This window comes from Sinorhizobium terangae (genome assembly GCF_009601505.1).
Classification (GTDB): Bacteria; Pseudomonadota; Alphaproteobacteria; order Rhizobiales; family Rhizobiaceae; genus Sinorhizobium; species Sinorhizobium terangae.
Genome location: NZ_WITC01000036.1, coordinates 458,626 through 483,259 on the forward strand (window position 1 = coordinate 458,626; position 24,634 = coordinate 483,259).

The following is a 24,634-nucleotide window of genomic DNA, read 5'->3' on the forward strand; positions in this document are numbered from 1 at the left end:
AAGAACTATCGTCCCTGGTGTCGCTGGAGCCGCTGCATCCAGGTTTCTCCCGCGGAGACCGGCAGGGCCGTCCGCGAGAAAAGATCGTGACGTGGAGGCTCAGAATTCCTCCCATTCGTCCCGCGCCGCCGCGGCACTGCCGCCGAAGGCTCGAGCGACGCTGCCCATCATACGCCGGGCGGGCGAGGCAACCGGGCGGCTTGTCCCCTTTGCCGGCGCGATCGCCCCGACGGCATCGCGATCGACCTTGAAGTAGGCGATCAGGTTCGCAAGGTTGCCGGTTTCGGCTGAAAGCTTGTGTGTCGCGGCGTTCGCCTCCTCGACCATTGCGGCATTGCGCTGCGTGACCTGGTCCATCTGGTTGACGGCCGTGCTGACCTCGGCAAGCCCTGTCGATTGCTCGCGTGCAGCCGTCGCGATCGAATGGATATGGTCGTTGATCTTCAGGACGCGCGTTTCGATCTCGCCGAGCGCGGTTCCGGTCGCCTGAACAAGCTTGACACCGGTCGCGACTTCGCTGCCCGACTTCGAAATCAGCGCCTTGATGTCCTTGGCGGCACTGGCGGCGCGTTGAGCGAGTTCACGCACCTCCTGGGCCACGACGGCGAAACCCTTGCCGGCATCGCCTGCCCGCGCCGCCTCGACGCCCGCGTTCAGCGCCAAGAGGTTGGTCTGGAAGGCGATTTCATCGATGACGTTGGTGATCTGACCGATCTCGTTCGAGGCCTGTTCGATGCGGCCCATCGCCTCGACCGCGCTGCGCACGACGGACGCGGACTCGGCAGCGCTTTGATTGGCCTCGGTGACCATGACCGATGCTTCCTGCGCCCTCTCGGTCGAGCTGCGAACCGCGGCTGTGATCTCGTCGAGCGCGGCCGAGGTTTGCTCGAGCGAAGCGGCCTGCTGTTCCGTGCGTTTCGAGAGGTCGTCCGCCGCCGAGCGCAATTCGGATGCGTTGCCGTTGATCGAATCCGTCGTCGTGCGCACCTCGCGCAGGGTCTTCTGCAAGGTCGTAAGCGTGTCGTTGACGTTCTTCTGCAGCTCCGCGAAGGCACCCTGAAACTGGCCGTTCATGCTTTGCGTCAGGTCGCCGGCGGCAAGGCTCGCGATGACGCGGCGCGTTTCGGAAATCCCGCTGTCGACGCTGCCGACGAGTTCGTTGACGCTCGCGGCAAAGCGGTTGAGGTCGTCGTTGCCGTAGTCCTTGCTGATGCGCCTGGTGAAATCGCCCGCGGCGGCCGCAGATACGACGACGCCGATGCTCGACTGCAGGTCAGCGCTCTTTTCCCTGAGGGCCGCTTCCTGGGCATTGAGCTCGCGCACGGCAAGTCCGTTCTGCTTGAAGATGCCGACGGCGGCAGCCATGTCGCCGATCTCGTCCTTGCGGCCGGCAAAGGGTACGTCGACGGAGAGATCACCTCCGGCAAGCAGCTTCATGGCGCCGGTCAGGTCGAGAATCGGACGGCTGAGCTGGTTGGTGCCGATGTAGAAGGCCGTGCCGATGCCCGCGACCAGGCCGAGGCCGGCAATGCCGAGCACAATGAGAATAACGGAGCGCTCAAAGGCTGCGATCTCATCCGTGATCGCCTCAAGCGACTCGAGGTTGGCGTCCACGATCCCGTCTATTTCGGCCTGGAAAGCCTTGCGGTTGGCGCGATTGGCGTCGTTGTTGCCCTGCTCGTTGGCAGCCTGCGGCGAAACCTCTTGGCCCAGACGGGCCGTCTCGGTGCGGAAGGTCTTGAACTCTTCCGCGCGCTTCACCAGCGCATCGAAGGACGAGAGCTTGTCCGCAGGAACCAGCGGGCGCCAGTCTTTCAGCAGTGCGTCGATCTTGTCGAGGTTCTTGAGGAGACCTTCAGCGAAGGGTTTTGCCTTTTCGATCGTCGGCGCCGCGTAAATGCCGCGCGCTTCCATGACGACGCCGGTCACCAGGCGATTGAGCCGCTCGCCCTTGAACGCCCGCTGGGATGCGCTCTGGAATTGATGAAGCTTGTCGTTGTACTCCGACACGATCAGCAGCGACATGCCGGTAATGGCGATCGCAAGCAGGCTCATGATGCCGACGATCAGATAGATTTTCCCGCGTATTTTCATTTCCTGCCCCCCACCGCGTACTCGCCCAAAACGGGAAAGTAACCTGCGGTCCACACGTAATTGAATAAATGCTAAAATACTCTTGGTTAACAAAGGGCTCATCGGCTGCCCCTTAGTTCTTACAGCTGGGACACTGCAGGGGGCCATCGAATCTACGAGCCCATCGTCTCGAAAAGCCCGTCGGGAATTGACTTTGCCGGACATTTGTCCTTATAAGCCGCGCACGTCCGGTCAAGCCACCCTGCCCGCAAGGCGGAGCTGTGCCCGGTTACGTAAACGCTCTTGCAATATGCAAACCCAAGAAGGGCCGCACACCGCGGTATTTAAATAAATGAAGCGTACCTACCAACCGTCCAAGCTTGTTCGCAAGCGCCGTCACGGCTTCCGTGCACGCATGTCCACCAAGGGTGGCCAGAAGGTCCTCGCAGCCCGCCGGGCTCGTGGCCGCAAGCGTCTCTCGGCCTAAGCCGAGCCTGCCCGAAACCTCATGTCCGGGCATATGACGTCAGGCAAAGACAAGACGACTGTCGGGCGGCTGAAAAGCCGTCCGCAGTTTTTGGCCGTCAGAGCTGGAGAAAGCCGCAAAGGCCCACTATTTCTGCTCGAAGTGCTCGACCGCAAGGATCTCGATGGTGATGCCCGCGTCGGCTTCACAGTCACCAAGAAGCACGGCAACGCCGTAGAGCGCAACCGAATGCGCCGACGCCTCAAAGAAGCAGTGCGGCTTTCAGCCGGGTTTGCAATGAAACCCGGACACGACTATGTGATTGTCGCCCGACGCGATCTGCTGCATGCCCCCTTCGACACATTGACCCGGGCGCTCTGCGATCGCATCGAAAACAAGCCGAAACAGAAGCGGCCTTCGGCCGGTTCCAGGAAACCATGATGGAAAACAACCGCAATTATTTCGTGGCGATTGCACTGTCCGTGCTGATCCTCGTCGCTTGGCAATTTTTCTATGTCAATCCGAGGATCGAGAAGGACCGCATTGCTGCGGAACAGGCCCAGCAGACGCAACAGGCTCAACCGCAGGGCGGTACGCAGCAGGCAACGCCGGGCCAGGCGCCTGCGGGCGGTGCCATCCCGGGTGCCGGCGAAAACCGCGACCAGGCGATCGCCAAATCTGCACGTGTTGCGATCGATACGCCGGCGCTTTCGGGATCCATCAACCTGGCCGGCGCACGCTTCGACGATCTGAGGCTCAAGGGGTACCACGAGACGGTCGATCCGAAGAGCCCCGTCATCACCCTCTTCAGCCCCGCGGAAACGGCGGACGGCTATTTTACCGAGATCGGCTATATCGGTAACGACGCGTCCGGCTCGGTTCCGGGGCCACAGACCGTCTGGACGCTTTCGAGCGGCGAAAAGCTGACGCCTTCGACACCCATCACCCTCACCTACACCAACGACAAGGGTCTCACCTTCCTCCGGACGATTTCCGTCGACGATCGCTACATGTTCCAAGTCGTCGACAGCATCAAGAACGAGAGCTCGGCACCAATCTCGCTGTCTTCCTACGGCCGCGTCACCCGCTTCAACAAGCCGACGACGCCGAGCGTCTATGTGCTGCACGAGGGGTTCATCGGCGTGGCCGGCGAAACCGGCCTGCAGGAGGTCGGCTACTCGAAGGTCGAAGACAATCAGCCCGTCGAACCGGGCAAATCGACTGGCGGCTGGCTGGGCATCACCGACAAGTACTGGGCCGCAACGATCGTCCCGCCGCAGGAGACGCCGTTCGACATTCGCTTCTCGCACTTCACCGATGGCCGCGCCCGCTACCAGAGCGACTACAAGGGCGACGCGATCACCGTCGCGCCGGGCCAATCCGCAGAGGTCAAGAATCTCGTCTTCGCCGGTGCCAAGGAAGTTCCGGTCGTCGACAGCTACGAAGCCGCCTACTCGATCCCGAATTTCGACAAGCTGATCGATTGGGGCTGGTTCTACTTCATCACCAAGCCGATGTTCAAAATGATGGATTTCTTCTTCCGTCTGTTCGGCAATTTCGGCATCGCGATCCTGATCACCACGATCGTCGTCAAGCTTCTCTTCTTCCCGCTCGCCAACAAGCAGTATGCGTCGATGGCGAACATGAAGAAGGTCCAGCCGAAGATGGAGGAACTGAAGAAGAAGTTCGGCGACGACCGCATGGGCCTGCAGCAGGCGATGATGCAGCTCTACAAGGACGAGAAGATCAACCCGCTGGCGGGCTGCTGGCCGATCCTCATCCAGATCCCGGTGTTCTTCGCGCTCTATAAGGTGATTTACATCACCATCGAGATGCGCCATGCGCCGTTCTTCGGCTGGATCAGGGACCTCTCCGCGCCCGATCCGACGACAATCGTCAACCTCTTCGGCCTGCTTCCCTTCGACGCACCGTCGTTCCTGCACCTTGGCGTCTGGCCGCTCATCATGGGCGTTACCATGTTCCTGCAGATGCGCATGAACCCGACGCCCCCGGATCCGACCCAGGCGATGCTGTTCACCTGGATGCCGGTGGTCTTCACCTTCATGCTGGCGTCCTTCCCCGCAGGCCTCGTCATCTATTGGGCCTGGAACAACACGCTGTCGATCATCCAGCAGTCGATCATCATGAAACGCCAGGGCGTGAAGATCGAGCTCTTCGACAACCTCAAATCGCTGTTCGCGAAGAAACCCAAACCGGCGGAATAGAGCAATTCCGGGAAAAGTGCGTTACGATTTTCCGTCCGGAATTGCGTAGATCTAGCCGCCGGCTCCCATCCGCTTCAAAAGCCCCGGATCGAACGATCCGGGGCTTTTTCTTTGTCATTCCGCTTTGCGACAACCGACTGTCGCGAAAACCGGGGACTGCAACCGGCAAGCGCTCTATTGTCTGCCGGTTTTAATCCGGATTCCGATGATGTCGCAGCCGACCGTCCTGCCGAATACCGCCATGCCGGTTCAAGGCCGTGCAACCGAGGTCGCGCTCGTTGTCGGCTCGGCCGTCGTCTGGAGCTTTGGCGGCACCTTGGCGCGTTTCCTCGAAATTGACGACAGCTGGATCGTCGTTTTCTGGCGGTCGTTCTTCGCCGCCGCTTTCCTGATCACCTTCATGCTGGTCCGCGACGGGGCCTCGAACATGATGCGGCTCTTCCTGGACATGGATTGGCCCGGTGTGGCCGTCGGCTGCTGCTTCGCGACAGCATCGACGAGCTTCGTGCTGGCCCTTGCCCGACGAAATCCCCCGCACCAATACCATCATTGGCGGGTCGATCGTGCTCTTCGCCCTCTTTCCCTATCTCGCCGTCGAACTCTGGCGGCAACGCCGGCTGCGCACGGAAACTGGTGCGAGTCCTTGACAAGGAGGCGCAAAACATTGAAGCCGACCGGGCAACGGAAAAAATCGAGCGATGACCGGAAAGAAGAAAAACCAGAACGATTCCTCCGCCTTCGGCCGCCCGTGGATCTTCATCCGCGGCGTTCCAGCCATGAAGTTCCTGCCGCCCGAGGGCCCGCTGGAGATCGCCTTTGCCGGCCGCTCGAATGTCGGCAAATCGTCGCTGATCAACGCTCTTGTCGGACAGAAGGGCCTCGCGCGCACATCGAACACCCCGGGCCGCACACAGGAGCTCAACTATTTCGTGCCGGACGGCTATTCCGGCGAGGCCGGCGACCTGCCGCCAATGGCGCTTGTCGACATGCCGGGCTACGGCTATGCGCAGGCACCGAAGGAGCAGGTCGACGCCTGGACGAAGCTCGTCTTCGACTATCTGCGCGGCCGCTCCACGCTGAAGCGCGTCTATGTGCTGATCGACGCCCGTCACGGCATCAAGAAGAATGACGAAGAGGTGCTCGCGCTCCTCGACAAGGCCGCCGTTTCCTATCAGATCGTGCTCACCAAGACAGACAAGATCAAAGCGGCGGGCGTGCCGCGGCTGATCGCGGACACGATCGAGAAGATCAAGAAGCGCCCAGCCGCATTTCCCGAGGTGTTGTCGACCTCCTCGGAAAAGGGCACCGGCATCGAAGAACTGCGGGCAGCGATCGATCTCGCCGTCGCGCGCTGAAACGGGTATCTCTCTCCCACCCGAAGACAAAAGTCTTTGATCTTCGTCACTACCCTGACACGCAAAGCGCTCTATTTCTGCGAGCGGCGGCACTCTTGCCGGCCGGGCCAAGATGCAGGAGAGAGACATGTCCGATTTGATTGTCGTAGGGTTCGATTCGACGGAAGAGGCCGACAAGGTTCTCTTGAAGCTGAACAGCCTTAAGAAAGAATATCTGATCGACCTTGAGGATGCGGTCGTGGTCGTGCGCGACGGTGAAGGCAAGGTGCACCTGAAGCAGAGCCTCAATCTCGCCGCCGTCGGTGCAACCTCGGGCCTTCTTTCGGGTTCGCTCTGGGGCGGCCTCGTCGGCCTGCTCTTCCTCAATCCGCTCGCGGGTTTCGCGATCGGCGGCGCGCTCGGCGCCGGCGCCGGGGCGCTCTCCGGTTCGCTTGCCGACTACGGCATCGACGACGAGTTCATCAAGTCGCTCGGCAACACGATCCCGAACAATTCCTCTGCACTCTTTATTCTGGTGCGCAAGGTGCAACCGGAAAAGGTACTCGCCGAGCTTACAGGGCTGCGCGGCCGCGTACTGAAAACGTCGCTCTCGCCCGAGCAGGAGCAGAGGCTGCAGGCTGCGCTCTCCGACGTGCAGGCTCCGCCGCAGGCCACCGCGTCCTAGATCCGGGTGGCCTGCGGCCTGCTGTCTCCTTTTCCCATTTAGATGGGGAGAAGGAGGCAAGCCAAGGGGCAATAATTTCGTCTCGCTTCATGCGGCGGCCGGCGCAAATGTCAGCGCCAGACCGTTGATGCAGTGCCGCTTGCCGGTCGGCGGCGGGCCATCGTCGAAAACGTGGCCGAGATGCCCGCCGCAGCGGCGGCAGTGGCATTCGACCCTTGTCATGAACAGGGAATTGTCCTCGCGTGTGCGGACTGCGTCGGGAAGCGATTGCCAGAAGCTCGGCCAGCCAGTGCCGCTGTCATACTTCGCCTCGGATGAATAGAGGGCGAGCCCGCATCCCGCGCAGTGGAATATCCCCTTGCGTTTCTCGTGGTTGAGCGCGCTTGTGAAGGGCCGTTCCGTGTCCTCCTGCCGCAATATGCCATACTGGTCCGCGGTCAGGATCGCGCGCCACTCCTCGTCCGTCTTCACGACTTCGAAAGTCTCGCCGTCGGCCGCGCGTACGGCGGGGCCAAAGCTACGCGCCACCATCCATGCGGCGAGCGCGGCGCCCGCCATCAGGAACTTGCGACGGTTCGTCATCGGAACCTCCCGTGCAAAAGGGGCCCGCTGCATGTTGCCTTTAATCGTAGCCTATTGAAGGACAAAAACATGCAGCAATTCAAAGTGCTACAGCGTCCTTTGCGCGCCTGATAAGACGCGCGGCTCTGTAGTGTTTACTTGGAGACTAGCGGTCCGAGAGAACCACGACAAAACAAAGTCCATCAAACCGACGTGAGAGCAGTGCGGCAAGCGGCTTGAGCGGCGGGCCGATGCCCGCCGCCCGTAAGCGGATCATCCCTTCGGCAGCAGCACCTTGTTGATGACGTGGATGACACCGTTCGACTGTTTCACGTCGGCAATCGTCACCCAGGCGGTGCCGCCGGTTTCGTCGGTCAGGCTGATCTTGCCGCCGTCGGCCTTGGCCTTCAGGATGCAACCGCCAACCGTCTTGACGTCGTGTTCCCCGCCGTCATCCTTGATCATCTCAGCGATCGCCGACGACATTGCGTTGGCGGCGACGACATGGCAGGTCAGCACAGTCGTGAGCTTGTCCTTGTTCTCGGGCTTCAACAGTGTGTCGACGGTGCCGGCCGGCAGGGCCGCGAAGGCTTCGTTCGTCGGCGCGAAGACGGTGAACGGCCCCTTGCCCTCAAGGGTCTCGACAAGGCCGGCGGCCTTCACGGCCGCAACCAGCGTCGTGTGGTCCTTCGAGTTCATGGCATTTTCGACGATATTCTTGTCGGCAAACATCGGGGCACCGCCGACCATCGGGTTCTCGGCGTAGGCGACGACCGAACCTGTCGTAATCACGGAGGCGACAAGTGCCGAACGGATCACAAACTTGAACATCTCTCTTCCTTCCTGTTGCGCTTGCCCACGGAGGGCGATTGCTGTTCCTCTCGGGAACATCACAAGCAACGGGAGGCGTGGAGAAAGAGTTTCAGATCACGCGATTTGACGCTAAGCATTTGAAAAGATAGCGTCTTTTTTGGGGCCGCTGCGGGCAGCCCTAGAGATGGCGGGCCGTGCCCTGCGCGACAACCGCACCGGTGGGAGCACCCGTCGGCGAACCGCCAAGCGGCTCGACACTGACGGCAAGGGTCGAACCTTCGTCGAATCTCGTCCGCATCTCGGGCGGCACCAGGATTTCGCCTTCACCGGACTGGGGCAGTACCCCCAGCGAAACTGCCGGATTGTCGCCCTCTATCAGCCAGAGTTCGAGAGACTTTTGCTCCGCCTGCCGCGCCGCCACCGGGGTCAGCTTCAGGCTCCCGGACGCTCTGTCGAAGCGTGCCACGAGATTGATCGCATTGCCCTCGCCGGAGAGTTCCGCCACCAGCGGCTGGCTTTGCGGCTCGCTGAACAGGCCGGCCATGGACGCACCCATGATTGCCACTGCAGCGAGCGACGCGACGGCAAGGCTGCGCCAGAGAAGAAGAGAGTTCCAGAATCCGACCCGAGGGCTGGCTGCCGGCGGCGGGAAGATGCGGCTCTCGACAGCAGCAAACACGTGGGCTGGTGGGCGGACCGCTTCGTAGGCATCGTCGAAAGAGGCGAGATTGTGCTGCCAGCGATCGACCATGGCGGCGAAGTTCCGGTCGGATGCCATGCGCGCCTCGACCTTGCGGCGGTCCTCTTCAGACAGAACGCCCAACACGTATTCTCCCGCGATCACCTCGTCGCGGCGAAAATCTCCGCTTTCGGGATTCTGCGTCGTCATCGCTCCATGCACTCTCTCAGTTTCAGGAGGCTGCGTCTCAACCAGGTCCGCATCGTATTGAGCGGTACCGCGAACATCTCGGCCAGTTCCTGGTAGCTCAATCCTTCGACATAGGCTCGGCGCACCGCCTCGGCGCGATCCTTCTCGAGCTCCTCCATACAGGCGTCGATCCGCCTGCCTTCCGACCGGACTGCTGCCAATCGTTCCGGATCTGGAGCAGGATCAGCCAAATCATAGACCTCGTCAATCGCGTTTGCGACGGGTTTTCGCGCCCGGATGAGGTCGATTGCATGGTTGCGTGCGATTGCCGTCAGCCAGGACATGGGGCTTGCCTGGCCTGTCGCGAAACGGTCGGCGCGCTGCCAAATCTTGACGTAGATTTCCTGGAGTGCTTCTTCCGCTTCGCTGAGATCCTTGAGTATACGCAAACAGACGCCGAAGAGTTTCGGGCTCGTCTGGCGATAGAGCGCCGCAAAGGCATCGCGGTCTCTCAGGACCACGCGGCCGAGCAGCGCGGAGATCTCCTCATCGGCCATGGCGCCTGGGCCCCTTGCGGCTTCAAAGCATCACCATAGGATAGAGGGAGCGCCAGAGCCAGCAGCAGTGTCATTAGGGCTTTATGTTGCGGCCCGATCATTCCGGCCTTCCGGAACTTGCGTTTTCGCCGTGAAAGGCTCTAAACAGCAGCCGATATTCTTCGAGGGTCCGCCATGTCCGCATCAGAAAGTGAAATCCAGGCACGCCTGCTCACCCAAGCATTGCCCTACATGCAACGCTACGAGAACAAAACGATCGTCGTCAAATATGGCGGCCACGCCATGGGCAATCCGGAACTGGGGCGTGCGTTCGCCAGCGACATCGCGCTCCTGAAGCAGTCCGGCGTCAACCCGATCGTCGTGCATGGCGGTGGCCCGCAGATCGGCGCGATGCTCTCCAAGATGGGCATTGAATCGAAATTCGAGGGCGGGCTGCGCGTCACCGACGAGAAGACCGTCGAGATCGTCGAGATGGTGCTCGCCGGCTCGATCAACAAGGAAATCGTCGCCCTCATCAACCAGACCGGCGAATGGGCGATCGGTCTTTGCGGCAAGGACGGCAACATGGTGTTCGCCGAAAAGGCCAAGAAAACCGCCCGCGATCCGGACTCCAACATCGAGCGCGTTCTCGATCTCGGCTTTGTCGGCGACGTCGTCGAGGTGGACCGCACGCTGCTCGATCTGCTGGCGCGCTCGGAAATGATTCCGGTGATCGCGCCGGTGGCCCCCGGCCGCGATGGCCACACCTACAATATCAATGCCGACACCTTTGCCGGCGCCATCGCCGGAGCGCTGAACGCCACCCGCCTGCTTTTCCTGACCGACGTGCCGGGCGTGCTCAACAAGCAGGGCGAGCTGATCAAGGAGCTGTCGGTGGCGCAGGCACGTGCGCTGATCGCCGACGGCACGATTTCCGGCGGCATGATCCCGAAGGTCGAGACCTGCATCGATGCGATCAAGGCCGGCGTGCAGGGCGTGGTCATCCTCAACGGCAAGACCGCCCATTCGGTCCTGCTCGAGATCTTCACCGAACGCGGCGCCGGCACGTTGATCGTGCCGTGATTTGGCACGACAGCGCCGCGGATATTATGTAGCGGCGCTCTCGTAGACTTTCTGCGCCTCACCGCGCAGCCACGCGATCATGGCGCGGTAGGGAAACGGCCCGTAGCTGACCCGACCGACGCCTGCCGCCGCGAGCGTGGCGAGATCCGGTGCACCAGGCTTCATCATCACGTTCACCGGCAAGGGCGACGCCGCACAAAGCCTGCCGATCAGTTCCGCATCGGCCAGCCCCGGCGCAAAGAAGCCGCTGCCACCGGCCTCGGCATAGGCCTTGGCGCGCGTGATCGCCTCATCGAGCAACCCCGCATGGCGCGTCGCGTCGCCTTCCTGGAGGAAGAGGTCGGTGCGGGCGTTGATGAAGAGCGTTATGCCGCGACGCTCTGCCATTTCGCGGATCGCCCGGATGCGCGACGCCTGCTTGTCGATGGCATGGACACCGCCCTTGCCCACCACCTGGTCCTCGAAATTGATGCCGATCGCCCCGGCATCAATGAGCTGCGCAACATTGGCCGCGCCCTGCGCCGCATCCTCGGAGTAGGCGCCCTCGAAATCGACCGAGAGCGGGAGGTCCGTCGCGCCGTCGATCAGCCGGACGATTTCGAGCAGGAGCGCGAGCGGTATCTTTTGCCCATCGCCAAACCCTTGCGCCGCCGCCACAGACCAGCTTCCGGTGGCAAGCGCCTTTGCCCCGGCCTCGGCCACGCAGCGGGCGCTGCCGGCATCCCAGATATTGTAAAGAACGACCGGGTCGCCCTTGCTATGCAACGCTCCAAAGGCGAGCGCCTTTTCCTGCTGTTTCATCGAACATCCTCCGCAAACAATCCAACGGGTTTCAACTTTCCCTCATGACGCAGCAGCCATTGCTTTCGCCAGAGACCGCCGCCATAGCCGGTCAGTGATCCGTCCGAGCCGATGCAACGATGGCACGGGATAACAATCGCGATGCGGTTGGCGCCATTTGCCTTGGCGACGGCGCGCACCGCCTGGAGCGTGGCGACCTCCCGCGCAATATCGCTGTAAGACCGCGTCTCTCCCACCGGTATCTTTACAAGCTCCGCCCAGACCTCCCGTTCAAAGGCGCTGCCGTCGAGCGCGAGCGGCGTGCGGAATTCGCTCAAATCGCCGGCAAAATAGGCTTTCAGTTCCGCCTCGATCCGATCGATCGGCGGCACCCGGCCAGGTGCCACGGCGGATCGTGTCTTGCGTTTCAGGCTTTCCATTTCGGTCGGCAGGGCCTTGCGGTCGTGGAATTCGAGCAGATGGAGATGCGTCTTGTCGGCGACCGCTACCATCGGCCCGAGCGGCGTTTCGATTGTATCGGCGAAGAGCAATTGGCGCCCCTGCGACATAGCAGGCGCCTCACCGATCAGCTTCGCGAAAGCGGCGCGGAACCCGCTCGGCGAATCATATCCGGCATCGATCTGCGCTTCGATAACGCTGGCGCCGCCCGAAAGCTGACGGGCGGCCTCGCCCATCCGCCGCTGACGGGCGAGGTCGAGAAAGGTGACGCCAAGCACCCGCTTGAAGGCACGACGCACGGTAGATGGATCGAACCCGCGCCGGACGAGATCGTCCTCGGTCCAGCGGCGATCCGGAGCGCGGTCGAGCAGTTTCAGAAGGTCGTTGACGAGCGGCTCCTTGTCGGATGGTCGGTTGAGCGGGCGACACCGCTCGCAGGGCCGGAAGCCGGAATTGATACAGGCGGCGATGCTGTCGAAAAACAGCGTGTTTTCCCGCTTCGGCTTGCGAGCCGGGCAGGAGAGCCGGCAGAAGATGCCGGTGCTCTTGACGCAGACGAAGGCCTGGCCTTCGTAATCGACGCTTCGGGCCAGAAGCGCGTCGTAAAGGATATCGTCGTTCGGCAAATCGAAAAGCATGCCGCTGTTGTAACACCGGACGGACGGCTCGTCCGCCGAAATTCGGGCGGCTATTTCGGGCGCCCTTAAAGAACGATGAGCATCACGACGCCGGCCACGATCAGCAGACAGCCGAACAATTCGAGGCGGTTGATCCACTCGCGGAAGACGAAAAAGGACGAGGCGAAGGTGAAGAGCATTTCGACCTGCGCCACGACCTTGACGACCGCGGCCTGCTGCAGGGTCATCGCCATGAACCAACCGAAGGATGCCGAGGCGCCGACGAAGCCGACGACGAAGGCCGGCCTCCATGCAGCGCCGATGCGTTGCAGTTCCTCCGGTTCGCGAACCACGATCCAGGCAAGCATCACGACGGTCTGAAGCAGGATGACGAAGCCGAGCGTGAAGCTCGCCTGCATCATGTAGTCCGGTGCAGGAAGGCTGGGCGCCAGCGCCAGCGAGGCGGAGCGATAGGAGACGGCCGAAAGGCCGAAGAACGTGCCGGACGTAAGCCCAATACCGGCGGTGCGGCTGAATACCGAAGTCACCAGCGATCGCGGGCTGAGCATGGTGCGGGCAACGGAGATGAGCATCACGCCGACCACCGAAATGGCGATCGCCACCAGCGCGCCCTGGCTCGCTTTCTCGCCCAGGAAGATCAGGCCGAAGAGAGCTGCCTGCGCTGGTTCGGTGCGGGAATAGGCCGTACCGACGGCGAAGTTGCGAAACGAGAAGAGATGGACGAGCAGGAAGGTCGCGGCGATCTGCGCCAGTCCGCCGATGACTGCCCAGAGAAAGAACGTGCCGTTCGGGGCCGGCAGGGGGTGCCCCGCGCCACGCCAGAGGACGACGAGGTAGAAGAGTGCGAAAGGCAAGCCGAAGCCGAAGCGCACGAAGGTCGCGCCGGTGGTGCGCATGACGCCCTTCAGGTGCTTCTGCATGGCGGAGCGGACATTCTGAAGGAAGGCCGCGGCGACGGTGATAAGAACCCAGGTTTCCATTTTCGCGAGCTAGCACGCGCGCGGCGGACAATCCATTGGTGCGCGCGGTGCGAGACAAAATAAATCCGTTTTCCTTCGTAAGCCTGCCATGTCATAACCCGGCCATGAAAAAGCTCGACCGCCTTCCGACCCATGCCGAGTTCGCCCATGTCACAGACTGGGTCTTCGATCTCGACAACACGCTCTATCCGCACCACGTCAATCTGTTCGCGCAGATCGACCGCAACATGACGGCCTATGTCGCCGAGCTCCTGGCGCTCGAGCCGGCGGAAGCGAAGAAGTTGCAGAAGGAATATTACCGCGACCACGGCACGACGCTGCAGGGGCTGATGATTCATCACGGTGTCGATCCCAACGATTTCCTGCAGAGGGCGCATGCGATCGACTACAGCGTGGTTCCGGCCGACCCCGCGCTCGGCGAGGCGATCAAGGCGTTGCCGGGCCGCAAGTTCATCTTCACCAATGGCAGTGTTCACCATGCTGAGATGACGGCGCGCGCGCTCGGCATTCTCGACCATTTCGACGACATCTTCGACATCGTCGCCGCCAATTTCGTGCCCAAGCCGGCCGGCGACACCTATGACAAGTTCATGAGCCTTCACCGCGTCGACACCCGCAACGCCGTCATGTTCGAGGATCTGCCGCGTAACCTCCTGGTCCCCAAGGCGCTCGGCATGAAAACCGTGCTGCTCGTGCCGCACAACCTCGAATACGAATTCGCGGAAGCCTGGGAGACGTCGAGCGACGCGGACGAGCAGATCGACTACGTCACCGAGAACCTCACTGGATTCCTGCGGCGGGTGGTGGCGCAGGCCTAACGCAACACGATTCAACCACTGAAAAACCGCTTTTCCGCCAGAGACTTAAATTACCAAAGTTTAACTGGTGCCGGGACCGCGCTTGCCTATCCTTTGCTCAGGATAACTGATCGAAGGAAAGCATGATGCGCAACAGGACTTTCATTCTCGGCGCCACGGTCCTCGCCGTGGCATTGACCGGTCTTTCAGCACCTTCATTTGCCGCCAAAAACAAGCTTATGCCCGAGCAGCGCGCGGAGCGCATGATCAAGCGCCTCGACACGAGCGGCGATTCCAAGGTCTCCCTTCAGGAGCTCCAGGCGCGGATCTCGAACAATTTCAAGAGCTTCGACACCAACGGCGACGGTGAGATCAGCCGCGACGAGATCGAGGCAAAGCGCCAGGCATTCCGCGAGGCGCGCAAAGCATGGCGCGACGCCCGGGCGAAGACCGGCGGGGAGCGGGACCAGGCGATCGCCAGGCTCAGGGAAGCTCGCCCGGCCATGCTGCCGGGAATGCGGCCGCGTGCCTTCGCGCGCATCGATGCCGATGGCAACGGCACTCTCAGCGCAGCCGAAGTGGCTGCAGCCACGGAAAGGATATTCAAGCGCCGCGACCGCAATGGCGACGGAATGATCGACGCCGCCGACTTTACCAGAAAGGTCTGATGCGTCTCGCCCTCTTTGTCATCGAAGAGGGCAAGATCTCCTACTGCATATCCCGACCTCGATTTAAGGACAAAGACATGCAGCAATTCAAAGTGCTACAGCGATCTTTGCGCGTCCGATAAGACGCGCGGCGCTGTAGTTCTAGCGCCGTCCGGATGCCATCGGTATCGACCGCGGATCGATGCTCTCGTAGAACCGGGCGATGATCTCCCAGGCCTCTTCGGCGGTCTCGACGAAATGCACGAGATCGACGTCGTTCGGCGCAATCGTGCCGAACTCGGCCAATGCCTCGAAATTGATGATCGTGCGCCAGAACTTTTCACCGAAAAGGATGAGCGGCACCAGGGCCAGACGGCCCGTTTGCATCAGCGTTAACGTTTCGAACAATTCGTCGAGCGTGCCGAAGCCGCCCGGAAACACGGTGACCGCCTTGGCGCGCAGAAGGAAGTGCATCTTGCGAATGGCGAAATAGTGGAAATTGAACGACAGCTCCGGCGTCACGAAGCGGTTTGGCGCCTGCTCGTGCGGTAGCACGATGTTGAGGCCGATCGAAGGGGCGCCCGCATCCGCCGCGCCGCGGTTTCCCGCCTCCATCACCCCCGGGCCGCCGCCGGTGACGATGACATATTCCTTGTAGCCGAGCTTGGCGGACTGCTCCGAGCAGATCCGTGCGAATTTGCGGGCTTCGTCATAGTAGATCGATGCCGCTTCGAGATTCTTGCGCTGCGTGTCGTTCTTGGCCGCCCAAGCCTCGCCGCCCGGTTCGGGGATACGCGCGCCGCCGAACATCACCACGGTCGAATTGATCCCCCGCTCCTCGAGCATCATCTCCGTTTTCAGGAGCTCGAGCTGCAGGCGTACCGGCCTCAGTTCCTCGCGGCAGAGAAAATCATCGTCGACATAGGCGAGACGATAGGTCGGCGAGGCCGACTGCGGCGTCAGCGGCACGGTCGAGGCGCGCAGCCTGCTCTGCGAGCTGTCGGCCAGCGGATCCCAAACTCCATCCTTGCGGCGCAGATTGCGCTTCTTCATGCGTGCCATATTTCATCTTCCCGTCGCGTTTCGAACAGACGGCATCTCGTCCGGACGCGCCCTGTCGTGTTTCCTCGGTCATAGAGGCGTCCCTACTGCCGGAAACACGGAAGTTTGCCAAGTCCTGCTGAGATGTCGAAGCCAAAAGCGCTTCAACTTTTCAGATTTATGCCTCTGCAGCGCACGCGTCATCAAGACGCGTGAGGTCGCTGCAGGACTTTGAATTGCTGCATAACTTTGTCCTCAAATCGGTTCCGATTTAAGGAATTATGCAGTAGAGCTTGCACGACAACGCCGAACATAAGGAATTCCGATGACGACCCACGACCTTGCCTCCCTGTCGCAGACCATCGAGACCGCCTTCGACAATCGCGAAGCCGTCAATACCGGCACGCGCGGCGCGGTCCGCGAAGCGGTCGAAGCGGCGCTGAACCTGCTCGATAGCGGCAAGGCCCGCGTCGCCGAACGCGGCAAGGACGGCACCTGGACCGTCAATCAGTGGCTGAAGAAGGCCGTCCTTCTGTCCTTCCGCCTGAACCCGATGGAGCTCGTCAAGGGCGGTCCCGGCGAGTCGGTCTGGTGGGACAAGGTTCCCTCCAAGTTCGACGGCTGGAGCGTCAACGAGTTCGAGAAGGCCGGCTTCCGCGCGGTTCCGAACTGCGTCGTCCGCCGCTCGGCCTATATTGCGCCGAACGCGATCCTGATGCCGTCCTTCGTCAACCTCGGCGCCTATGTTGGCGAGGGCACGATGGTTGATACCTGGGCAACCGTCGGTTCCTGTGCCCAGATCGGCAAGAACGTGCACCTTTCCGGTGGCGTCGGCATCGGCGGCGTACTGGAGCCAATGCAGGCAGGACCGACGATCATCGAGGACAATTGCTTCATCGGCGCCCGCTCGGAAGTGGTCGAAGGCTGCATCGTGCGCGAAGGCTCGGTTCTCGGCATGGGCGTCTTCATCGGCAAGTCGACCAAGATCGTCGATCGCGCGACAGGCGAAGTGACCTACGGCGAAGTGCCGCCCTATTCCGTCGTCGTGGCGGGCTCGATGCCGTCCGGCTCGACCATGGCGAACGGCCAGCCGGCGCCGAACCTCTATTGCGCGGTCATCGTCAAGCGTGTCGACGAGAAGACGCGCGCCAAGACCGGCATCAACGAACTGCTCAGAGACTGATGCGATGGCCGAGGAGGGGCAACAGCCGAGCATGACCTGGCTGTTCTTCAGCCCCTCCGGCCGCATCGGCCGCCTCCCCTTCTTCCTTTCCTGGCTTTTCTGGTTCCTCGTCGGCGGCGTCTTCCTCATGCAGATGCTGAAGAACGAAACCGAGGACACCGCATTGGCGCTCTGGACACTGGCGCTCATCGTGTCCGGCGTCCTTTCGACCGTTTCCATCGCGATGCTGGCGATCAAGCGCCTGCATGACATCGGCTATCCCGGCCCGCTAGCGCTCTGCCTTTTCATTCCGGTGCTGAGCCCGATCGTGTTCATCGCCCTCTGTCTGTGGCCAGGCACGAAGGGCCAGAACGAGTTCGGCGGCCCCAACAACGGTCCCGGACACTAAAGATTCCGCCTGTACATGAGCGCTTCCGCCGCGTATGTAGCGCGCCATGAACAGGCCCGCGACGTGTTGGCCGCGGCAATTGACGCCTGATGACGACCTGATCCAAATCCGCTCGTCTGTCGGCGTGAAGACCGAAATCCGAAAGACAAGATATGACTGAGTTCGAAGGGATCGCGCCCGCGATCGCCGAGGCATTGGCAAGACGCGGTTACAACGAGCTGACGCCGGTACAGAAGGCGATGCTCGATCCAGCGCTCGATGGCGCGGACGCGCTGGTTTCGGCCCAGACCGGGTCCGGCAAGACCGTGGCCTTCGGCCTTGCGCTTGCGCCGACGCTCCTCAATGGCGCAGAGCGTTTTAGCGCAGCCGGCGCACCGCTCGCGCTCGTCATTGCGCCCACACGCGAACTGGCGCTGCAGGTGAAGCGCGAACTCGACTGGCTCTACGAGGTGGCGGGCGCGACCATCGCCTCCTGCGTCGGCGGCATGGATATCCGCAGCGAACGGCGCGCGCTCGAACGCGGCGCCCACATCGTCGTCGGCACGCCGGGACGGCTTTGCGACCACATCCGCCGGGATTCGCTCGACATCTCGGCGCTCCGCGCCGTCGTGCTCGATGAGGCCGACGAGATGCTGGACCTCGGCTTTCGCGAGGATCTGGAGTTCATCCTCGAAGCCGCGCCTCAAGACCGGCGCACGCTGATGTTCTCGGCGACCGTGCCGCGCTCGATCGCAACGCTTGCGAAAAATTACCAGCGCGATGCCATACGCATCAGCACCGCATCGGAACAGAAGCAGCATGGCGATATCGAATATCGCTCACTGCTCGTCACGCCGAGCGACCGCGAGAACGCAATCATCAACGTGCTTCGCTACTACGAGGCACGAAACGCGATCGTCTTCTGCTCCACCCGCGCTGCGGTCAATCACCTGACGGCCCGCTTCAACAATCGCGGCTTCTCTGTCGTGGCGCTATCCGGCGAACTCAGCCAGAACGAACGCACCCATGCGCTGCAGGCGATGCGCGACGGACGTGCCCGCGTCTGCATCGCGACGGATGTTGCGGCACGTGGCATCGACCTGCCGGGACTGGAACTGGTGGTCCACGCCGATCTGCCGACCAATCCCGAGACCTTGCTGCATCGAAGCGGGCGTACGGGTCGTGCGGGCCAGAAGGGCGTCAGCGCGCTGATCGTCCCCGTCAATGCACGCCGCAAGGCCGAAAGGCTCTTGGAAAATGCGCGCATCACCGCGACCTGGGCAAAGCCGCCGTCAGCGGACGAGGTTATGAGCCGTGACGACGAGCGCATCGTCGCCGATACGGCGTTCGACGAGCCGCTGCGCGAGGACGAACAGGCGATCGTGCGGGCTCTGATCGACCGTCACGGCGCAGAGAAGGTGGCAGCCGCCTTCGTGCGGCAGTTCCGTTCCGGTCGCTCGGCGCCGGAAGATCTCGCCGATGTTTCTCTCGCGGACGACCGCAGGAAAGGGCGGCGCGATGCCGCTCCGACGACCCGCGATGATTTCGGCGCACCGCGCGCCGACTTCACGGAGGGTAGCTGGTTTTCGCTCTCGGTCGGCCGCAAGCAGAATGCCGAACCGCGCTGGCTGATCCCGATGCTGTGCCGTCATGGCAAGCTTTCAAAGCGCGATATCGGCGCGATCCGGATGCAGCCGGAAGAGACCTATGTGGAACTGACGGCCGAAGGCGCCGAACGCTTCCTCTCGGCAATCGGTCCGAGCCGGACGCTCGAAAAGGGCATTCGCGTGAAGCCGCTCGCGGGTACCCCGGATCTGTCCCAGCCGCGGCAGGAAAAGCCCGAATTCGCGAAGAAGCGGACCGCCGACGCAGCACGCGAGGATTTCAAACCGAAGCGCAAGTTCGAAAAGAAGCCGGCCTTTGCCGAGGAGACACGCCTTGAGAAGCGGGACGACAAACCCCGCGGCAAGAAGGGCAAGCCGGGAGCGCAAAAGGACGCTGGCGGCTTCAAACCCAAAGCGAAACGCGCCAACGCCAAGAACAGGCAATACTAATCACCGTGGTTTTGGGCCCGCGTTGTCTGCTGCCACCTTGGCAGCAGCGCGCCTGGCCTCCTCCGGACGCCGTGGAGCGTAACGGCGAGGCATGCGAAAGCGTTTGCATTCCTCGAGCATTTCCCGATGAGTGCCAGCACTGCGTGTACCTCAGCGATATTATTCTCCAAAAGCGGTAAATCACGCCGCGGACATTCTTTTTGCGGATCGTTCCCGCACGTTTCCTCCTCGAAAACCGCCACGATTGCGCTATTCTGCGCGAAACAATCGCCAGCCGCAAAGGAGCAGACCATGGGCCTCCGTATCAACCAAACCGCCCCAGATTTCACCGCCGAGACCACGCAGGGCACGATCAATTTCCATGAATGGATCGGCGACGGCTGGGCCGTTCTCTTTTCCCATCCGAAGAATTTCACACCCGTGTGCACCACCGAACTTGGCGCCATGGCCGGAATAGAGAACGAGTTCCGCAAGCGCGGCGTCAAGATCATCGGCATCTCGGTCGATCCGGTGGAAAGCCACAGCAAGTGGAAGAACGACATCAAGGTCGCAACCGGTTTCGACGTCGAATACCCGCTGATCGGCGACAAGGACCTCAAGGTGGCCAAACTCTACGACATGCTGCCGGCTGATGCCGGCGAAACGTCGGAAGGCCGCACACCGGCCGACAATGCCACCGTGCGCTCGGTCTACGTCATCGGCCCGGACAAGAAGATCAAGCTGATCCTCACCTACCCGATGACCACCGGCCGCAATTTCAACGAGATCCTGCGTGCGATCGACTCGATCCAACTGACCGCCAAGCACCAGGTTGCGACGCCGGCGAACTGGCAACAGGGCGAGGACGTCATCATTACCGCTGCCGTATCCAACGAGGACGCGATCCAGCGTTTCGGCTCCTTCGACACGATCTTGCCTTATCTCCGGAAGACGAAGCAACCGACCGCGTAACACCTGCAAACTCGTAGCGGCGCTGAATAAATGGCCCATGAAACGTTCACCCGGCGCTTCATGGGCCACGGGCTATCGAAGGCCAAGCTGGTTCAAGCCTCCAGAAACCGCAGCCCTGCGACCGCGACGATGATCATGGCGATGCAGACGAGGCGAAGCCAGGATACCGGATCGCCGAAAAGAACGATGCCAAGCACGGTGATGCCCACCGATCCGATGCCGGTCCAGGCAGCATAGGCGGTGCCCGCTGGCAGTTCCCGCATCGCGATCGTCAAGAGATAGACACTGGCGAGTGCCGCGACCACACCGATGATGCTTGGAACAAGCCGCGTCCAGCCCTCGGCATATTTGAGCGCAAGCCCCATGGCGATTTCGACGGCGCTCGCTGCCAGCAACGTGATCCATGCCATTGGCATCTCCATCCAGATTTTTGAATCTCTGGACCCAATCTGGTAGCGTAGGCACCAAAGGACAATTACGCACCTTTTGGTAACTATGAAAATGTCTTCAGAGCCGGCAGAGAATTCCGAGACCTCGGCGCCGAGCGTCTTCGATCCGACGTGCTCCTCCCGTCACGCGCTGGAGCTTGTCGCCAGCAAATGGGCGATGCTGATCATCTCCGCTCTTGATCAGGGGCCGATGCGCAATGCCGCGCTGATGCGCAAGCTTGGCGACGTGTCGCAGAAGATGCTGACGCAGACGCTCAAAGAACTGGAGCGCAACGACTGGTGATCCGCGACGACAAGCAGACCGTGCCGCCACATGTCGAATATCGCCTGAGCGCGGTCGGGCGGTCGCTGAGCGATACGCTTGTGGTCCTCGATCGCTGGGCTGAAACGCATTTCGGCGAACTCGATGCCGCGCGCGAGCGCTATGATGCGGAACGCCGCGATTGAGCTGTGGGGGATACCACGTCAAGCTCGATTGGCCTACTCGCCATCCATCTGCGACTGTGCGATCACCTTCACCGCCCAATCAGCGAAAACCCGCAGTCGACTGCTCAAATGCCGGTTGGGTGGATAGACGAGATAGATCGGCGCCGGTTCGATCTGCCAATCATTGAGCACCGGCCTCATCGCACCGGTCCGCAAATCGTCGCGCACCATGAAGCGTGGTGCCTGGACGACTCCGAGCCCGGCCCGCGCGGCGGCAAGATAGGTCGTCGCTTCGTTTGCCGCGACTGCGTAACGGCCTTTGACTTCGATCTCCTCGTTTCCTCGCTTGAAATGAATCGGCATCGGCTGCCCGGTCTGCGGCCGGAAATAGCCGACGACATAGCAATTCCTCTCGAGGTCGGCCGGATGCTGCGGCGTTGAGTGGCGATCGAGATAGGCTGGCGACGCACAGGTGATGAAGCTCATTTCCGTAATGCGCCGGGCGATCAGCGACTGGTCGGTCAGCGTGCCCACGCGGATCGCACAATCGACGTTTTCGGCGACATAGTCGATGGTCCGATCCGAAACCCCGAGGTCGATCTGGATGTCGGGGTATTTCTTGTGGAACTCGGGGAGCGCGGGAAGGATGACGAGATTGGCGATCGCACTCGCCATTTCAACCCGCAGCCGCCCCTTCGGGAGGCTCTGCGCGCTCGACAGGCTGCCGTCCAGTTCGTCGAGATCGGAAACAAGGCGTGCCGCGCGCTCGTAATAGAGTGCGCCATCCGGTGTCACCAGGACGCGCCGCGTCGTGCGGTTGAGCAATTTGGTGCTTAAGTGCGCTTCCAACCCCTGGATGAGGTTAGTCACCGTCGCCTTCGGCATATTGAGCGATACGGATGCCCGGGTAAAATTGCCGGTCTCCACCACTCGAAGAAAAGCGCGCATGGCCGTGAGCTGGTCCATTTTCAATAACCGAATTGTTCGAAATACCGAATAGTGTAGTCAGAACCCGCCGACTATTCCAGACGAAAGACAATGTTATGCTGCAAACATCGCGGGCTGTCCCTCATCTAGGGATTGCCCTATGGTTGAGACAAGAGAGATGAACGCGCATTTTACCGAAGAGACGATGCAGACGACCCACGGGGCGTGCCGCGCGCGCGTCTACCGCGGCGCGTCCTTGCTCGTTCCGCCTCCGGTCGTGCTTCATTTTCACGGCGGGTCCTTCGTCGGGGAATCGGTCGCGGCCGGCGAGAAAGTTGCGAGCGCGCTTGCCGCCGCCGGGGCTGTGGTCGTTTCGCCGGAATACCCTTCGGCATGCTTGAGCCCGTTCCCGGCGGCGCTCGAGGCCTCGTACGCCATGCTGTCGTCGATGCGCAGCCGCTGTCCGCAGTTTGCGAACAAGAAGTCCATGCTGTTCATTGCCGGCGAGGAAGCGGGCGGAAATCTCGCGGCCGGCCTGGCGCTGATGGCGCGCGACCAGTTCCTCCCGGATCTCAAGGGGCAGATCCTGCTGTCGCCGTTGCTCGATCCCTGCATGGCCACCGCTTCGTTCCGGAAGTACTGTCCCCAGACTTCGGTGCAGTCGATCGCTGATGGCTGGCAACGCTACCTCGGCGAACGTAGCGGACTGACGCATCCTTATGCGGCGCCCGGCCATTGCACGCGACTGGGCGGGCTGGTTCCCGCCCTCGTCATCACCAGCGAGCAATGTCCGATGCGCGACGAAACGGAAGCCTATGCAGAGCGGCTTCGCAAGGCCAGCGTCCCGGTAGAAATGCACGTCCTGCCGGGGGGCGCCGCCTGGCTGCCTGCCAACACCTCGTCGCAGGAAAGCTGGCCTGCGCAAGAACAGACGATATCCGGCATTTTCTCCCGCTTCTTCCAGAAAGCGGGGGCGAGGCCAAAATCGCAGATGAAAACGAACTAGGCCGGGCTCCCAACCGGCAAGGAGAAAATATGACGTCGACCGTTACCCGCCGGGTCCTTTGGGGCGCCGGCCTGAGTATCCTATTGTCCATTGCCGGGGGAACCGCCGTTTTCTTCGGCGTGCCCTATCGGTTCACGGCTGACGCCGCGACCGACGCGGCCGCGCCGCCGCCAGCCGTGCCTGTCTCGGTTGCGAAGGCAGAATCGCGCCGGATTACCACCTGGGAGAATTTCTCCGGGCGACTCGAGGCGATCGAGCGCGTCGAGGTGCGTCCCCGCGTCGGCGGTGCCGTTCTCCAAGCGCATTTCCGTGAAGGCGCGCTGGTGGAGAAGGGTGACCTCCTCGTCACCATCGATCCCGAACCCTACGCCGCCGCCGTCGAGCGCGCAGAGGCGCAGGTTGCGGCGGCCGAAGCGCGCGTCGCGTTGGCAAAAACCGAACTCGAACGCGGCCGCAAGCTGGTTACCACCAGTGCGATCCCGCAAAGCGGAGTCGATCAGCGCCTGAGCGTCTACGACGAAGCGCAGGCGAACGTCCGCTCCGCGAAGGCGGCTCTGCGTTCGGCGCGGCTGGACCTTCAATATACCGAGGTCCGTGCGCCGATCTCGGGCCGTGTCGGCAGGCTCGAAGTGACGGCCGGCAACCTGGTGGCCGCCGGCTCTACCTCGCCAGTGCTGACGACGCTCGTCTCGGTCGATCCGATCTATGCGAGTTTCAACGTCAACGAGGAGGTGGTCGCCGCAGCCTTGGCCAAGCTTTCCGCCTCCGCCGGCAGCAACGCGATCGAGCGCATTCCGGTCGAGATCGGCACTGCCGCCGACCAGGGGACGCCGATCACCGGCCATATCCAGCTCATCAACAACGAGGTCGACGCCACCACCGGCACGATCCGCGTACGGGCGGCGCTCAACAATGCCGACGGCCGCCTGATCCCCGGTCAGTTCGTCCGCATCCGGATCGGCGATCCGGCTCCAACCGAGAAGCTGGTGATCAGCGACCGCGCCATTGGCTCGGACCAGGACAAGAAATTCGTGCTGGTCGTCGGCGCCGACAACAAGGTCGAATACCGCCAGGTGACCCTCGGACCGACGGCCGATGGCCTGCGGATCGTCGAAGCCGGGCTGAAGCCGGGCGAGAGCATTGTCGTCAACGGGCTGCAGCGCGTCCGGCCCGGCGTACTCGTTGCCCCGCAGCCGGCCGAAGAGGCCACGGCCTCGATCGCCAAGCGATAGTCGAACGCGCCGCCTCGCGCTCCTTGAGGGGACACGCGGCGGCGCCGACCGAA

General features: G+C 62.1%; 26 protein-coding genes and 3 pseudogenes. 16 read left to right on the forward strand and 13 right to left on the reverse strand.

Going from position 1 to position 24,634, the window contains the following annotated elements; translation table 11 throughout:
* Positions 1–99: 99 nt before the first annotated feature.
* Entirely contained in the window at positions 100–2,094 is a 1,995-nt protein-coding gene (locus tag GHK62_RS10545) for a methyl-accepting chemotaxis protein (protein WP_153438748.1), read from the reverse strand.
* Between the two features lie 331 nt (positions 2,095–2,425).
* On the opposite strand from GHK62_RS10545, the gene rpmH reads away from it, so the two are divergent.
* From rpmH to yidC, 3 genes are read left to right on the forward strand one after another with little or no spacing between them, the layout of a single operon-like run.
* Positions 2,426–2,560, forward strand: a complete 135-nt coding sequence (gene rpmH, locus GHK62_RS10550; RefSeq protein ID WP_012706673.1) for a 50S ribosomal protein L34 — start codon at positions 2,426–2,428, stop codon at positions 2,558–2,560.
* 21 nt (positions 2,561–2,581) lie between these two features.
* A complete protein-coding gene (gene rnpA, locus GHK62_RS10555; protein WP_167528206.1) occupies positions 2,582–2,980 on the forward strand; it encodes a ribonuclease P protein component in 399 nt (132 codons plus the stop codon).
* Positions 2,980–4,764, forward strand: a complete 1,785-nt coding sequence (gene yidC, locus GHK62_RS10560; protein ID WP_167528207.1) for a membrane protein insertase YidC — start codon at positions 2,980–2,982, stop codon at positions 4,762–4,764. The genes rnpA and yidC overlap by 1 nt, the downstream gene beginning before the upstream one ends.
* Positions 4,765–5,013: 249 nt before the next feature.
* Here yidC and GHK62_RS10565 read toward each other — a convergent pair whose 3' ends face one another.
* Complete coding sequence (locus tag GHK62_RS10565; RefSeq protein WP_153438753.1) at positions 5,014–5,193, reverse strand: hypothetical protein; 180 nt, start codon at positions 5,191–5,193, stop codon at positions 5,014–5,016.
* An 86-nt stretch (positions 5,194–5,279) separates the two neighbouring features.
* On the opposite strand from GHK62_RS10565, the gene GHK62_RS34825 reads away from it, so the two are divergent.
* The 3 genes from GHK62_RS34825 to GHK62_RS10575 all read left to right on the forward strand — a co-directional run bounded on the left by GHK62_RS34825 (position 5,280) and on the right by GHK62_RS10575 (position 6,783).
* Positions 5,280–5,411 carry a hypothetical protein gene (locus GHK62_RS34825; RefSeq protein WP_268833736.1) on the forward strand — a complete coding sequence of 44 codons (132 nt, stop codon included), beginning with the start codon at positions 5,280–5,282 and terminating at the stop codon, positions 5,409–5,411.
* 51 nt (positions 5,412–5,462) lie between these two features.
* Complete coding sequence (gene yihA, locus GHK62_RS10570) at positions 5,463–6,119, forward strand: ribosome biogenesis GTP-binding protein YihA/YsxC (RefSeq protein WP_153438755.1); 657 nt, start codon at positions 5,463–5,465, stop codon at positions 6,117–6,119.
* A 127-nt stretch (positions 6,120–6,246) separates the two neighbouring features.
* Positions 6,247–6,783 (forward strand): DUF1269 domain-containing protein, encoded by a 537-nt coding sequence (locus tag GHK62_RS10575; protein WP_153438757.1) that lies wholly within the window; start codon positions 6,247–6,249, stop codon positions 6,781–6,783.
* An 87-nt stretch (positions 6,784–6,870) separates the two neighbouring features.
* On the opposite strand, the gene msrB is transcribed toward GHK62_RS10575, so the two are convergent.
* The 4 genes from msrB to GHK62_RS10595 form a co-directional block, all read right to left on the reverse strand.
* Positions 6,871–7,365, reverse strand: a complete 495-nt coding sequence (msrB, locus tag GHK62_RS10580) for a peptide-methionine (R)-S-oxide reductase MsrB (protein WP_153438759.1) — start codon at positions 7,363–7,365, stop codon at positions 6,871–6,873.
* A 252-nt stretch (positions 7,366–7,617) separates the two neighbouring features.
* The gene (locus GHK62_RS10585; protein ID WP_153438761.1) at positions 7,618–8,175 is read right to left on the reverse strand and encodes a fasciclin domain-containing protein; all 558 of its coding nucleotides are present in this window, start codon (positions 8,173–8,175) and stop codon (positions 7,618–7,620) included.
* A gap of 160 nt (positions 8,176–8,335) precedes the next feature.
* Positions 8,336–9,046, reverse strand: coding sequence for an anti-sigma factor (locus GHK62_RS10590; RefSeq protein ID WP_153438763.1), 711 nt, complete (start codon positions 9,044–9,046; stop codon positions 8,336–8,338).
* Positions 9,043–9,582, reverse strand: a complete 540-nt coding sequence (locus GHK62_RS10595; RefSeq protein WP_153438765.1) for a sigma-70 family RNA polymerase sigma factor — start codon at positions 9,580–9,582, stop codon at positions 9,043–9,045. Before GHK62_RS10595 ends, GHK62_RS10590 begins: the two co-directional genes overlap by 4 nt.
* 231 nt (positions 9,583–9,813) lie before the next feature.
* Here GHK62_RS10595 and argB point away from each other — a divergent pair.
* Positions 9,814–10,560: pseudogene (argB, locus tag GHK62_RS10600) on the forward strand (acetylglutamate kinase); the annotation flags it as partial.
* Here the strand turns inward: argB and GHK62_RS35190 are convergent.
* The 4 genes and pseudogenes from GHK62_RS35190 to GHK62_RS10615 all read right to left on the reverse strand — a co-directional run.
* A pseudogene (locus tag GHK62_RS35190) lies at positions 10,527–10,706 on the reverse strand (hypothetical protein); the annotation flags it as partial. The pseudogenes argB and GHK62_RS35190 sit on opposite strands and share 34 nt — an antisense overlap.
* Entirely contained in the window at positions 10,669–11,445 is a 777-nt protein-coding gene (locus GHK62_RS10605; RefSeq protein WP_153438769.1) for an isocitrate lyase/PEP mutase family protein, read from the reverse strand. The pseudogene GHK62_RS35190 and the gene GHK62_RS10605, both read right to left, overlap by 38 nt.
* Positions 11,442–12,521: a bifunctional transcriptional activator/DNA repair enzyme AdaA gene (locus GHK62_RS10610; RefSeq protein WP_153438771.1), complete on the reverse strand. Its 1,080-nt coding sequence runs from the start codon at positions 12,519–12,521 to the stop codon at positions 11,442–11,444. Before GHK62_RS10610 ends, GHK62_RS10605 begins: the two co-directional genes overlap by 4 nt.
* A 65-nt stretch (positions 12,522–12,586) precedes the next feature.
* Positions 12,587–13,501 (reverse strand): DMT family transporter, encoded by a 915-nt coding sequence (locus tag GHK62_RS10615; RefSeq protein ID WP_153438772.1) that lies wholly within the window; start codon positions 13,499–13,501, stop codon positions 12,587–12,589.
* Positions 13,502–13,605: 104 nt separating this feature from the next.
* Here GHK62_RS10615 and GHK62_RS10620 point away from each other — a divergent pair, with 104 nt between their 5' ends.
* Together GHK62_RS10620 and GHK62_RS10625 are read left to right on the forward strand one after the other, a co-directional pair.
* Positions 13,606–14,319: a pyrimidine 5'-nucleotidase gene (locus GHK62_RS10620; RefSeq protein ID WP_234886844.1), complete on the forward strand. Its 714-nt coding sequence runs from the start codon at positions 13,606–13,608 to the stop codon at positions 14,317–14,319.
* 125 nt (positions 14,320–14,444) lie between these two features.
* Positions 14,445–14,966, forward strand: coding sequence for an EF-hand domain-containing protein (locus tag GHK62_RS10625; RefSeq protein ID WP_167528208.1), 522 nt, complete (start codon positions 14,445–14,447; stop codon positions 14,964–14,966).
* 141 nt (positions 14,967–15,107) lie between these two features.
* On the opposite strand, the gene GHK62_RS10630 is transcribed toward GHK62_RS10625, so the two are convergent.
* Positions 15,108–16,007, reverse strand: a complete 900-nt coding sequence (locus tag GHK62_RS10630; RefSeq protein ID WP_153438778.1) for an LOG family protein — start codon at positions 16,005–16,007, stop codon at positions 15,108–15,110.
* A gap of 304 nt (positions 16,008–16,311) precedes the next feature.
* On the opposite strand from GHK62_RS10630, the gene dapD reads away from it, so the two are divergent.
* The 4 genes from dapD (at position 16,312) to GHK62_RS10650 (ending at position 20,541) form a co-directional block, all read left to right on the forward strand.
* Positions 16,312–17,169, forward strand: coding sequence for a 2,3,4,5-tetrahydropyridine-2,6-dicarboxylate N-succinyltransferase (gene dapD / locus GHK62_RS10635; protein ID WP_153438780.1), 858 nt, complete (start codon positions 16,312–16,314; stop codon positions 17,167–17,169).
* Positions 17,170–17,173: 4 nt separating this feature from the next.
* A complete protein-coding gene (locus tag GHK62_RS10640; protein ID WP_153438782.1) occupies positions 17,174–17,557 on the forward strand; it encodes a DUF805 domain-containing protein in 384 nt (127 codons plus the stop codon).
* Positions 17,558–17,709: 152 nt separating this feature from the next.
* Positions 17,710–19,590, forward strand: coding sequence for a DEAD/DEAH box helicase (locus tag GHK62_RS10645; RefSeq protein WP_153438784.1), 1,881 nt, complete (start codon positions 17,710–17,712; stop codon positions 19,588–19,590).
* Between the two features lie 291 nt (positions 19,591–19,881).
* The gene (locus tag GHK62_RS10650; RefSeq protein WP_153438786.1) at positions 19,882–20,541 is read left to right on the forward strand and encodes a peroxiredoxin; all 660 of its coding nucleotides are present in this window, start codon (positions 19,882–19,884) and stop codon (positions 20,539–20,541) included.
* Positions 20,542–20,633: 92 nt separating this feature from the next.
* Here GHK62_RS10650 and GHK62_RS10655 read toward each other — a convergent pair whose 3' ends face one another.
* Positions 20,634–20,951, reverse strand: coding sequence for a DMT family transporter (locus tag GHK62_RS10655; RefSeq protein ID WP_153438788.1), 318 nt, complete (start codon positions 20,949–20,951; stop codon positions 20,634–20,636).
* Positions 20,952–21,180: 229 nt separating this feature from the next.
* On the opposite strand from GHK62_RS10655, the pseudogene GHK62_RS33940 reads away from it, so the two are divergent.
* Positions 21,181–21,437, forward strand: a pseudogene (locus GHK62_RS33940) (winged helix-turn-helix transcriptional regulator).
* Between the two features lie 33 nt (positions 21,438–21,470).
* Here the strand turns inward: GHK62_RS33940 and GHK62_RS10665 are convergent.
* Positions 21,471–22,382: a LysR family transcriptional regulator gene (locus GHK62_RS10665; protein WP_153438790.1), complete on the reverse strand. Its 912-nt coding sequence runs from the start codon at positions 22,380–22,382 to the stop codon at positions 21,471–21,473.
* 139 nt (positions 22,383–22,521) lie between these two features.
* On the opposite strand from GHK62_RS10665, the gene GHK62_RS10670 reads away from it, so the two are divergent.
* Together GHK62_RS10670 and GHK62_RS10675 are read left to right on the forward strand one after the other, a co-directional pair.
* Positions 22,522–23,349 carry an alpha/beta hydrolase gene (locus GHK62_RS10670; RefSeq protein ID WP_153438938.1) on the forward strand — a complete coding sequence of 276 codons (828 nt, stop codon included), beginning with the start codon at positions 22,522–22,524 and terminating at the stop codon, positions 23,347–23,349.
* 29 nt (positions 23,350–23,378) lie between these two features.
* Positions 23,379–24,581, forward strand: a complete 1,203-nt coding sequence (locus GHK62_RS10675; RefSeq protein WP_153438792.1) for an efflux RND transporter periplasmic adaptor subunit — start codon at positions 23,379–23,381, stop codon at positions 24,579–24,581.
* Positions 24,582–24,634: the final 53 nt, after the last annotated feature.